The organism is Deltaproteobacteria bacterium, assembly GCA_003696105.1.
GTDB lineage: Bacteria > Myxococcota_A > Polyangia > Haliangiales > J016 > J016.
Genome location: RFGE01000336.1, coordinates 1 through 12,259, shown reverse-complemented (window position 1 = coordinate 12,259; position 12,259 = coordinate 1). Strand labels below are relative to the sequence as shown.

Annotated in this window: 8 protein-coding genes; 6 read left to right on the top strand and 2 right to left on the bottom strand. The window is 73.8% G+C overall.

The genetic code is table 11. The annotated features are described in order from the left end of the window. The first annotated feature begins 350 nt into the window (after positions 1–350). Both D6689_20975 and D6689_20970 read left to right on the top strand, forming a co-directional pair. Complete coding sequence (locus D6689_20975) at positions 351–1,169, top strand: hypothetical protein (GenBank protein RMH37513.1); 819 nt, start codon at positions 351–353, stop codon at positions 1,167–1,169. Between the two features lie 42 nt (positions 1,170–1,211). Then, positions 1,212–2,246, top strand: a complete 1,035-nt coding sequence (locus D6689_20970; GenBank protein RMH37512.1) for a pirin family protein — start codon at positions 1,212–1,214, stop codon at positions 2,244–2,246. Positions 2,247–2,313: 67 nt separating this feature from the next. Here D6689_20970 and corA read toward each other — a convergent pair whose 3' ends face one another. After that, positions 2,314–3,462: a magnesium and cobalt transport protein CorA gene (gene corA / locus D6689_20965; GenBank protein RMH37511.1), complete on the bottom strand. Its 1,149-nt coding sequence runs from the start codon at positions 3,460–3,462 to the stop codon at positions 2,314–2,316. An 86-nt stretch (positions 3,463–3,548) separates the two neighbouring features. Then, on the bottom strand, positions 3,549–5,741 hold the full coding sequence (locus D6689_20960; protein ID RMH37510.1) for a hypothetical protein: 2,193 nt from the start codon (positions 5,739–5,741) through the stop codon (positions 3,549–3,551). Between the two features lie 138 nt (positions 5,742–5,879). Between D6689_20960 and nifJ the strand changes: the two genes are divergently transcribed. The 4 genes from nifJ to D6689_20940 all read left to right on the top strand — a co-directional run. Beyond that, positions 5,880–9,392: a pyruvate:ferredoxin (flavodoxin) oxidoreductase gene (gene nifJ / locus D6689_20955; GenBank protein ID RMH37514.1), complete on the top strand. Its 3,513-nt coding sequence runs from the start codon at positions 5,880–5,882 to the stop codon at positions 9,390–9,392. Further along, positions 9,392–10,396: a dihydroorotate dehydrogenase-like protein gene (locus D6689_20950; protein ID RMH37509.1), complete on the top strand. Its 1,005-nt coding sequence runs from the start codon at positions 9,392–9,394 to the stop codon at positions 10,394–10,396. Before nifJ ends, D6689_20950 begins: the two co-directional genes overlap by 1 nt. Next, on the top strand, positions 10,393–10,959 hold the full coding sequence (locus D6689_20945) for a hypothetical protein (GenBank protein ID RMH37508.1): 567 nt from the start codon (positions 10,393–10,395) through the stop codon (positions 10,957–10,959). Before D6689_20950 ends, D6689_20945 begins: the two co-directional genes overlap by 4 nt. Positions 10,960–11,277: 318 nt before the next feature. Further along, positions 11,278–12,259: hypothetical protein (locus D6689_20940; protein ID RMH37507.1), on the top strand; the 982-nt coding region annotated here is incomplete at its 3' end.

The following is a 12,259-nucleotide window of genomic DNA, read 5'->3' as shown; positions in this document are numbered from 1 at the left end:
TCGCAAACGAGGTTCGTTCGCTGCGGTGCCAATCAACCCCGGTGCGGCCACGGCCGGTGCGGCCACGGCCCCACCGGTGCGGGCTCGACGGTGCGGGCTCGGCCCCGGTGCGGCCACGGCCCCGCGCGCCGATCGCCGAGGCCCGCGCGCTCGAACGGCTCGGGCGCGGCGCGCCCCCGCAGCGCCAACTGCTCGGATGCGGCGGCGCCTGCCGTCTTGGCCGATGCCCCATACGAAATCGGGTAACCCTTTACCCCAAATCGCGGGAGTGGACCGGCGCCGTGCGTCCCGGGGCGCCGCCGCGGTTTGCCGTTGGTGGCGGCGCGTCCCCGTGGTACACGCTCCCACCGATGCGTTCGTTGTCGCTTCTGTCGCTTGCGGTCGCCGCCGGGTGCGCCCCCTCGGTGATGCCCGGCGCCGGCGCAGCCGACGCCGCGCCCGCCCCCGACGCGGCCGCGCCGGCTCCCGACGCCGCGCGCCGGCCGGACGCCGCGGTGCCGCCGGCCGAGATGTACGTCCACACCGCCGACCAACTGTTCGTCATCGACGACCGCGAGTTCGCGCTCACGCTGGTCGGCCCGTTCGGGCTCGACGGCAGCGAATCGGGGATGACCGACATCGCGGTGACGCCGGACGGAACGCTGTACGGCATCACCGAGACGCGGCTGTTCACGATCGATCGCGCCACCGGCGCCGCGACCTACGTCGCGGACGTGCCCGGCGTGTCCAACGTGGGGCTCACGTTTCTTCCCGACGGTGCGCTGCTGGCGACCGACGCGGCCGGGGGCGTGCGGCGCGTCGACCCGGCGACCGGCGCCGTCACCGAGATCGGCTCGTTCGGCGGCGGCTACGCGACCGCCGGCGACCTGGTGGCGGTCGCCGACGGCACCATGTTCGCCGTCTCGGACGAGGGGCCCAACGGCGACGAGCACGACAACAACGTGCTGCTCACGGTCGACACGGCGACGGGCGCGGCGACGCCGGTCGGCCCGATCGGGTTCGGCGGCGTGTTCGGCTGCGCGGTGGCCAACAACAAGGTGTACGCGTTCACGCGCGCGGGCGAGGTGATCGAGATCGACCCGGCCACGGGCGCGGGCACGCTGCGGCGCGCGTATCCCGGCACGTCGTTTTGGGGCGCGGGCGTCACGCCCCTGGTCGTGATCGAATAGCCGCGCGCGGCGGTCGGCTCGCGCGCCGGCTACACTTGCGCCATGGTGCGCGGCCACGACGCGGGTCCGGTCCTGGCGACCGTGCCGCTGGACTTCCAGTGGCCGACGGTCGATCCGTTCTTGTTCTGCGTCCACCACGACGACGCGTATCCGCCGGGCAACGACGCGCTCGGACCGGCGGCGCCGCTCACCGGGCGCCGCATCGGAATGGACTTCGACGGCATCGACGGCTGGCGCATGTATCACGGCGACGTGGTGCCCGGGTTCCCGCGGCACCCGCACCGCGGGTTCGAGACGATCACGATCGCGCGGCGCGGGTTCATCGACCACGCCGACTCGCTCGGCGCCACCGGCCGGTTCGGCGCCGGCGACGTGCAGTGGATGACCGCCGGCCGCGGCATCGTCCACTCCGAGATGTTCCCGCTGTTGTCGCGCGACGCGCCGAATCCGACCGAGCTGTTTCAGATCTGGCTCAACCTGCCCCGCGCCGACAAACTGGTCGAGCCGCACTACCAGATGATGTGGCGGCACCGCATCCCGACGGCGCGGTTCGCCGACGAGTCCGGGCGGCCGGTCGAGGTGCGCGCGATCGCCGGCGCGGTCGGCGGCGTGCGGCCGCCGGCGCCGCCGCCGCATTCGTGGGCGGCGCGGCCGGACGCGGACGTGGCGATCTGGATCGTCCGCATGGCGCCGGGCGCGCGGTGGACGCCGCCGCCCGCGCGGCCCGGCGTGCACCGCACCCTGTACCTGGTGCGCGGCGGGCCGGCGCGGGTGGCCGGCGTGGACGTGCCGCCGCGCACCGGCGTGCAGGTCGTCGCCGATGCCGATGTGCCGATCGACAACGGCCCGGCGGACGCGGAATGGTTGCTGCTGCAAGGGCGGCCGATCGGCGAGCCGGTCGCCCACTACGGGCCATTCGTGATGACGTCGCACGACGAGATTCGCGACGCGATCGCCGACTACCAGCGCGGCGGTTTCGGCGGCTGGCCGTGGCCCGCCGACGGCCCCGTGCACCCGCGCGAGGCCGGCCGGTTCGCCGTGTACGCCGGCGGCCGCACCGAGCGGCCTCCGCCGTAGCCGCGCGCTCGCGGCCGCGCCGAGCGGCCCCCGCCGTAGCCGCGCGCTCGCGCCCGCGGCGCCTCGATCACGCGCCGTCGGCGTCGTCTCTCGGCGGCCGGTCGCGCCGCAACGACAGCCAGCCCCGCCGCCAGAAGAACCACAGGAACGCGAGCGCGGTGGCGAGCATCGCCGCCAGCGCCAGCGGATAGCCGTAGCGCCAGCCCAACTCCGGCATGTTCCACGGTGACGCCGACCGGTCGAAGTTCATCCCGTAGACGCCGGCGATGAAGCTCAGCGGGATGAAGATCGTCGCGATGAGGGTGAGCACCTTCATCACTTCGTTCATCCGGTTGGCGACCGCGGACGCGTGCAGGTCCATCAGGCTCGCGCTCAGCTCGCGGCACGCCTCGACCGCGTCGAGCAGTTGGTCGACGTGGTCCTGGCAGTCGCGCAGGAACGCGCGCGTGTCGTCGCCCACGAGGTCCGAGTCCCGGCGGACGAGCGCGCCGAGCGCCTCGCGCGACGCCGTGAGCGTGCGCCGCAGCAGGTGCAAGTCGTGGCGGATCGCGTGCACCTCGGCGACGACGCCGTCGCCGGGAGACAGCAGCACGCGCTCCTCGATCTGCTCGAGCCGCACGTTCAGGCGATCGACGATCGGAAAGTACGCATCCATGATCGCGTCGACCACCGCGTACAGCAGGTAGTCGGGGCCGGCGCCGCGGATGCGGCCGCGCGCGCCTCGAATCCGTTCGCGCACGGGATCGAGGCAGTCGCCGGGGTGCTCCTGCACGGTGATCGCGAACCCGCGCCCGACGAACACGCTGATCTGTTCGAGCACCAAAGGCTCTTCGCCGGCCGGCATCCGCGCGACGAAGTAGATGTGGTCGCCGTAGTCGTCGACCTTCGGGCGCTGGTGGACGTGCACGGCGTCCTCGAGCGCCAGCGGGTGAAGGTGGAACGCGTCGCCGAGCGCCGCGAACACGTCCGCGTCGCCGACGCCGTCGATGTTGATCCACCGCACGGCAGCGGACGGTGCGGGCGCCGCCAGCTCGGCGATCGACTCGACGGCGCGCTCGCTCGCGCCGTCCGGCCCGTACTCGATGAGCGCGATCCGCGGGCGGGGCGCGTTGGCCGGCGGGTCGAGCACGCCGGGCGGCGCGCCGCGCACGGCGCGCCGGGGCACGACGATGCGGGCGCGGCGTCGCCGGCGGCGGCGTTTGTTCGGCTTGGCCATGGCAGCGGCGGGCGCGACGATATCACCGGCCGCCGGCCGCCGGGCTACTCGAGTTCGCGCAGCAGCGCGAGGAGCCGGCCGCCGGGCTACTCGAGTTCGCGCAGCAGCGCGAGGAGCCGGCCGCGGGTGCGCTGGCGCGCGAGCACGGTCGCGACGCCCGGGCTGCTCACCAGGTGCGAGATCGCCGCGAGGCTGCGCAGGTGCTCGGCCGCCTGGCCCGCCGGCGACACGACGAGGAACACCAGGCGCACCGGCTCGCCGTCCGGCCCGTGCCAGTCGAGCCCGCCGGCGACGTTGGCGACGAAGCACATGCTCTGCGGGCAGTGGTCGTCGTACACGTGCGGCACGGCCGCTCCCGCGCCGATCGCGGTCGGCATCGCCTCCTCGCGCGCGAGGATGTCGGCCGCGTGGCGGTCCCGCGGCAGGTCGGGCGCGTGGCGCGCCGCCAGGTCGAGCAGCGCACCGATGACCTCCGCCCGCGTCGGTGCGTGGCGGTCGATCACGATCGCGTCGCGCACGAGCCCGGCCAGCCCGGGGATCCGGCGCCGCAGCGCGACCACGGCGGGCGCGCCTTCGGGCACGTCGCCGTCGAGCAGCACGATGTGGCCGTCGTCGACCGCGAGCAGCGGGCGCAGCGACGGGCCGAACCGCGCGGCGTCCTCCGGTTCGCCGACGTCGACCGCGTCGATCGCGCAGCGGCCGTCCTCGACGAGCGCCTTGACCTCGGCGGGCGATGGCAGGTCGGTCCACACCGCGCGTCCCGGTCGCCCGTCGGCGGGATGGCCGTCCCACCGGTAGCACGCGGCGGCGCCGACCACCTCCGACCACGCCTCGCAGATGCGGTCGTTGATCTCCGGGGCGCGCGCCAGCGCGAGCACGGCCTCCACGTCGGCGATGCGCGGGTCGTCGATCGCCGCCGGGTCGAACGGGCCGTCCGCCAGCGCGTCGACGTCGTCGGACGCGAGCGCGTCCCCGGGCGGGCCGCCGGCCGCCAGCACGAGGCTGCGACCCCCGGCCTGGCGCAGCCGCCGGTGCAGCTCCACCGCAACGTGCGGGTCGCCGACGAGCAGCCACGCGCCGCGCGTGCGCCGCTTCACGCCCAGCCAGCTCGCGATCGCCGGCGCCGACAGCCCCTGCACGATCACCGTCGTGCCGATCACGGCGTACGTGAACGTCTCGAGGAAGCCCGCGCGCTCGTAGCCGAGCGCGTCGAGCCGCAGCGCGAACAGCGACGCCATCGACGCCGCGACGATCCCGCGCGGCGCCATCCACGCGAGGAACGCCCGCTCGCGCCAGCTGAAGTGCTGCCCCCAGGTCGACAGCGCGATGCCGATCGGCCGCAGCACCAGCAGCAACACCGCCAGCGCGGCGACCAGGCGCCAGCCGGCGTCGAGGAACTGGCGCAGGTCCAGCCGCGCCGCCAGCAGCACGAACAGCAGGCCGATGCCGACCTCGGTGAGTTCGAGCTTGAACCGCTTGAGTTCCTTGAGCTGCGGCGGCCGCCGCACGCCGACCACGAGGCCGGCCGCGATCACCGCGAGGATGCCGGCCTCCGGGAGCACCGCGTTGGCCAGCGCCAGCGCCAGCAGCGCCGCGGCGAGCACGGCGATGTTGGTATGGTCCGCGGCGACCCACCGCTTGCGCAGCGCGTAGCCGGTCGCCAGCCCCACCGCGGCGCCGATGCCCGCGCCGATCGCGAACCGCGACGCGAACCGGCCCAGGGGCGCGAGCGCCGGCTGGTCGCCGGCCGACGCGATCCACTCGAAGCACAGCACCGCGACGAACACGCCGACCGCGTCGACCAGCACGCCCTCCCAGTACAGGATGTGGTGCAGGCGCGGCCGCACGCCGATGCGCCGCAGCAGCGGCGACACCACCGTCGGCCCCGTGACGATGACGAGGCTGCCGGCGATGATGCTCAGCTCGGCCCCGAGGTCCGGGTACAACAGGTAGAGGGTCGCCGCGGCGCCGGCCCACGTCACGAGGACGCCGACCGTGAGCATCCGCACGATCACCGTCGGCTCGCGGCGAAAGCCCGCGACGTCGAGCGTCAGCCCGCCCTCGAACAGGACCACGGCGACCGCGAGCGCGACGACCGTCTCGAGCCCCGCGCCGAGCGTCGCCGGATCGATCCAGCCGAGGGCCTGGGGCCCGAGCGCGACGCCGCCGACGAGCAGCAGCGCGATGGACGGCACGCGCAGCCGATCCGCGACGGCGATCAGGAACACGCCCGCGGCGGCGGCGGCGCTCAAGGTGATGGCGGCGTCGTGCGCGTCCATTGGGGGGCGCGAGCATAGCGGACAGGGCGCACGAGTTGCGGTCGTCGCGCGCGTCGGCGCACGATTTTCGCACCGGCCGGGCCGCGGGCCCCGTGACGGTGGCACGAGGGGTGCAATCGAAGACGCGCCGTGCCGACGATCGACGGAAACCAGGCCGCGGCGGACGTCGCGTACCGCCTCAGCGAGGTCATCGCCATCTATCCGATCACTCCCGCGTCGCCGATGGGCGAGCACGCCGACGCGTGGGCGGCGGCCGGCCGGCCCAACCTGTGGGGAGCGACCCCGCGCGTGGTCGAGCTGCAGTCGGAGGCGGGGGCCGCCGGCGCGCTGCACGGCGCCAGCCAGGCGGGCGCGCTCGCGACCACGTTCACCGCGTCCCAGGGGCTGCTGTTGATGCTGCCCAACATGTACAAGCTGGCCGGCGAGCTGTCGCCCTGCGTCATCCACGTGTCCGCGCGCACGGTCGCGACCCACGCGCTGTCGATCTTCGGCGACCACTCGGACGTGTACGCGGCGCGGCCCACCGGGTTCGCGATGCTGGCGGCCGCCTCCGTGCAGGAGGCGCACGACTTCGCCGCGATCGCGCACGCGGTGTCGCTGCGGTCGCGGGTGCCGTTTTTGCACTTCTTCGACGGCTTCCGCACGTCGCACGAGATCGCCAAGATCGCCGCCCTGTCCGACGACGACCTGCGCGCGCTCGTGTCCGACGACGACGTCGCGGCGCACCGCGCGCGCGCGCTGTCGCCCGACCACCCGGTCATCCGGGGCACCGCGCACAACCCGGACACGTACTTCCAGGCGCGCGAGGCGGGCGAGCCGTACACCGCGCGCTGCCCGGACCTCGTCGACGCGGCGCTGTCGGTGCTGGCCGACCGCACCGGCCGCCGCTACGGCCTCGTCGACTACGTCGGCCACCCGGAGGCGGACCGCGTCGTGGTCGTGATGGGGTCGGCGGCCGAGACGGTGGAGGAGACCGTGCGCCACATGGTCGGCGCGGGCGAGCGCGTCGGCGCGATCAAGGTGCGGCTGTACCGGCCGTTCCCCGCGGCGCGGTTGGTCGCGGCGCTGCCGGCGAGCGCCCGCACGATCGCCGTGCTCGACCGCACCAAAGAGCCGGGCGCGACCGGCGACCCGCTGCACCTGGACGTCGTCGCGGCGCTGCACGACGCCGGCGCGCTCGACGGCCGCACGGTGGTCGGCGGCCGCTACGGCCTGTCGTCCAAGGAGTTCGACCCGGCGATGGTGTGGGGCGTGTTCGACGAACTGGCCCGCCCGCGGCCGCGCCGCCGCTTCACCGTCGGCATCGTCGACGACGTGTCCGGCACGTCGATCGACTACGACCGCGACCGCTCGATCGAACCCGACGACGTCGTCCGCTGCGTGTTCTACGGGCTCGGGTCGGACGGCACGGTCGGCGCCAACAAGAGCGCGATCAAGATCATCGGCGACGAGACCGACCAGCACGTCCAGGGCTACTTCGTCTACGACTCGAAGAAGGCCGGCGCCGTGACCGTGTCGCACCTGCGGTTCGGCCCGCGCCCGATCCAGTCGGCCTATCTGATCCGCCGCGCCAGCTTCGTCGCCTGCCACCAGTGGTCGTTCATCGACAAGGTCGACGTGCTCGAGCGGGCGGCCCCGGGCGCCACGTTGCTGCTCAACGCGCCGTACGAGCCGGACGAGCTGTTCGACCACCTGCCGGTCGAGCTGCAGCGCGACATCATCGACAAGCGCATCCGCGTGTACGCGATCGACGCCACCCGCGTGGCGCAGCAAGCCGGCCTCGGCCGCCGCATCAACACGGTCATGCAGACGTGCTTTTTCGCGATCAGCGGCGTGCTGCCGGTCGACCGCGCCATCGCCGCGATCAAGCGCTCGATCGAGCAAAACTACGGCAAGGCCGGCGAGACGGTCGTGCGCCGCAACTGCGACGCGGTCGACATGGCGCTGGCGCACCTACGCGAGGTGCCGGTCCCCGCCGAGCCGCGCGGCGGCCGCGTGCGGCCTCCGGTGGTGCCGCCGGCCGCGCCGGACTTCGTCCAGCGGGTCACCGCCGCGATGATGGCCGGCCACGGCGACGACCTGCCGGTGAGCGCGTTCCCGCCGGACGGCACGTGGCCGACCGGCACGGCGCGGTGGGAGAAGCGCAACATCGCCCTGCAGGTGCCGGTGTGGGACGATGCGCTGTGCATCCAGTGCAACAAGTGCGCGCTCGTGTGCCCGCACGCGGCGATCCGGGTCAAGGCCTATCCCAAGGAGGCGCTCGCCGGCGCGCCGGACGGCTTCCAGTGGATGGACTACAAGGGCAAGGAGCTGGCGGGCTACGCCTACACGGTCCAGCTCGCGCCGGAGGACTGCACCGGCTGTTCGCTGTGCGCCGTCGTCTGTCCCGCCAAGGACAAGTCCAACCCGCGCCACAAGTCGCTCGACATGGTCGACGCGGCCGAGCGCCGCGAGGTCGACCGCGACCGGTTCGCGTTCTTCCTCGACCTGCCGGAGGTCGACCGCACGGCGCTGCCGATCTCGGTCAAGACGAGCCAACTCCTGCAGCCGCTGTTCGAATTTTCCGGCGCGTGCGCCGGCTGCGGTGAGACGCCGTACATCAAGTTGCTCACGCAACTGTTCGGCGACCGCATCGTCATCGCCAACGCGACCGGCTGCTCGTCGATCTACGGCGGCAACCTGCCGACGACGCCGTACTGCACCGATCCGGCCGGCCGCGGCCCCGCCTGGTCCAACTCGCTGTTCGAGGACAACGCCGAGTTCGGCTACGGCATTCGCCTCGGCGTGCGCCACCAGGCCGACCAGGCGCGGGCGCTCGTCGCCCGGCTCGCCGGCGCGATCGGCGACGATCTGGCGGGCGAGCTTTTGTCCGCCGACCAGTCCACCGAGGCGGGCATCGCCGCGCAGCGCGAGCGGGTCGCCCGGCTGCGCGCCGCGCTCGCTCGCGTCGACTCGCCGGACGCTCGCCGGCTCGAGCGGATCGCCGAGTATCTCGTCGACCGCGCCGTCTGGATCGTCGGCGGCGACGGCTGGGCCTACGACATCGGCTTCGGCGGCCTCGACCACATCCTCGCGTCCGGCGAAAACGTCAACATCCTCGTGCTCGACACCGAGGTCTACTCGAACACCGGCGGCCAGCAATCCAAGGCCACCCCGCTGGGCGCCGCCGCCAAGTTCGCGGCCGGCGGCAAGGCCGCGCCGAAAAAAGACCTCGGCCTCATTGCGATGGCCTACGGCGACGTCTACGTCGCGCAGGTCGCGTTCGGCGCCAACGACCGGCAGACGCTCAACGCGTTCCTCGAGGCCGCGTCGTACCCGGGCACGTCGCTCATCATCGCCTACAGCCACTGCATCGCCCACGGCTACGACCTGTCGCTCGCGCTCGACCAGCACAAGCGCGCGGTCGACGCGGGCTACTGGCCGCTGTTTCGCTACGACCCGCGCGAGCGCGGCGACGGCCGCTTCCCGCTGCGGCTCGACTGCAAGCCGCCGCGCGGCGACCTCGAGGCGTTCGCGTACACGGAGACCCGCTTCCGCATGGTCCGCCAGCGCGACCCGGACCGCGCCGCCGCCCTGATGGCCGCCGCCAAGTCGTATCTGCAACGGCGCTGGCGGCTGTACGAGCGGCTCGCTCGCCAGGAGGATGCGTGATGGACACTTCGGTCACCTACGCCGGGCTCGAGCTGCGCGGCCCGATCGTCGCCGGCGCGTCGCCGCTCACCCACGACATCGACACCGCGCGGCGGCTCGAGGAGGCCGGCGCCGCGGCGATCGTCATGCACTCGCTGTTCGAGGAGCAGATCGAGCGCGACGAGCTGGCGCTGCACTACCACGTCGAGGCGACCGCCCACAGCCACCCGGAGGCCGACAGCTACCTGCCGGACGTCGGCGGCTACCGGCTCGGCCCCGACGCGTACGTCGAGCAGCTCGGCCGCCTCAAGCGCGCGGTCTCCATCCCCGTGTTCGGGTCGCTCAACGGCATCAGCGCCGGCGGCTGGATCCGCTACGCCGCCCACATGGAGCAGGCCGGCGCCGACGCGATCGAGCTGAACCTGTACGACGTGCCGACCGACCCCGACGAATCGGGCGCCGAGGTCGAGGCGCGCTACGTCGATACCGTGCGCGCCGTCGTCGACGCCGTGTCGATCCCGGTCGCCGTCAAGCTGTCGCCGTTTCTGTCGGCGCCGGTGCACATGGCGGCGCGGCTCGCGGACGCCGGTGCGGCGGCGATCGTCGTGTTCAACCGGTTCTACCAGCCGGACATCGACATCGAGGCGCTCGACGTCACGCCGGCGCTCACCCTGTCGTCCCCCGACGAGCTGCGCCTGCGCCTGCGGTGGCTCGCGGCGATGTACGGTCGAGTGAGCGCGTCGCTCGCGGCCACCGGCGGCGTCCACTCGGCGGCCGGCGCGATCAAGGCGCTGATGGCCGGCGCGAGCGCGGTGCAGATGACGTCCGCGATCCTGCGCGCGGGCCCGGCCGCGGTCGCCGCGGTGGTCGCCGAGATGCTGGCGTGGCTCGAGGAGCACGAGTACGAGTCCGTCCGCCAGATGATCGGCAGCATGAGCCTGCAGCGCTGCCCCGATCCGGAAGCATTCGAGCGCGCGAACTACATGCAGGTGCTACAAAGTTGGAAACACGGGGGAGTCGTATGACGACCGCTGACCGGTTCGATCCGTTCGCAACCATTCACAAAGGCATTCGCCGCATCCTGTTCGGTCTCACGGTCGATGCCGGGCGGCTCGACGCGCGCGACGACGACGCGGTGCGCGCGTTCGCCAAGCGGTGCCGCGATGCGTTCGAGCTGCTGCGCGCGCACGCGCGCATCGAAGACGAGGTGTACTTCCCGGCGCTGCTCGAGCGCGACCCGGACGCGCTGGCGGCGGCCGGCGTCGAGCACGGCACCGAGGACGATCACATGCGCGGCATCGAGCAGCACCTCGACCGCGTCGTGCAGGCCGGCCCGGGCGAGCGGCTCGGCGCGGGCGTCCAACTGTACCGCGCGCTGAGCGCGTTTTGCGCCGACTTTTTGCGCCACCTGGCCGCGGAGGAGGAGGCGCTCGTGCCGGCGATGTGGCGCGTGATGACCGACGACGAGCTGCGCGCGCTCGAGGCGCGGGCGCGGGCGCACCCGTCCGCGGCTGCCGCGGAGCGCTGGCTGGCCGAGCTGCGCGCGGCGCTGTCGCCGGCCGACGGCGGCCAGCAGGGCGCCGCGTAGCGCGCGGCGGGGGCCGCGCGGCGCGCAACCCGCGCAACCCGCGCCGGCACCCGGTTGTCGCGAGGCGGGCGGCGGGCGCGGCGCGAGCGCGCGTGCGGCGCGGGCGCGGCGCGCGCGGCCGGCGCTCGGGTCACTTTGCGCGCAACCGGCCGGCGCGCGCGCCGATACCCGCTGCGGCATGTTCGCGTTCGCACGCCCAGTGGAACTCGCCGGCTCCCCGCCGCGCGCCGCGCGCGATCTGCGTCACACCCCCGCGGCGGCGGCTTCCGTGCCGCGCGAGCGCGGTGGTAAGGTGCGCGCCAACACGGAGGAAATCGCATGGTCGACGCTCGTTGGTTGGTAGCTCGCTCGCTGGGGTTCGTGCCGTTCGCCGTCGCCGCCGTCACCGCGGCCTGCTCGGGAAAAGACCCGCAGTTTTGCTGCACCGACAGCCAATCGTGCGCCGCCGGCGGCAGCGACGTCATCGTCGAGTGCACGGATCCGGAGCGGCCGTACTGCGACGTGACGGGGGAGTACGGGGGGACGGGGAACACGTGCATCCCGAACCCGTTCGACGCGGGGACGAAGGGGGACGCGGGGGGAGCGGACGGGATGGCGGACGGCGGCGGGCCGGACGGGATGGTGGACGCGGGACCGGAGTGCATGACGAGCGCGGAGTGCGCGGAGGCGGCCGAGCCGATCTGCGACGACGGGACGTGCCGGGCGTGCGGGGTGGACACGGAGTGCGAGGCGCGCGGGGGCGGGACGCCGGCGTGCGCGCCTGACGGGCGGTGCGTGCCGTGCGTGCGGGACGACCAGTGCGGGTCGGAGGTGTGCGAGGAAGAGGCGGAGATGTGCGCGGACGAGGGGGGCATCGTGTACGTGGACGCGGCGACGGGCAACGACGGGGGCGGGTGCGGGACGCGGGACAACCCGTGCAAGACGATCGGAGCGGGCCTGGGGAAGGTGACGGCGATGCGGAGCACGGTGGTGGTGCGCGCGGGGGGATATGACGAGACGATTCTGCTGGACGGAGTGGACGTGCGGATCATCGGAAGCGCGTCGGGTACGACGGAGATCGTTGCGCCCGCGTTGGCGACCGATACGCCGGTGGTGCAGGTGTTGCGGGGCGCGAACGTGACCCTGGAACGGGTGACGCTCCGGGGAGCGTCCGGCTCGTCAGCCGCACACGGGCTGCTGTGCAGCGCGGCGGGCGGCGCGCCGACGGTGCGCCTGACTCGGGTGACGATCAAGAGCAACGACGGGGCGGGGATCAGCTCGTCGGGCTGCACGCTGACGGTGCAGGGCAGCGACGTGACGG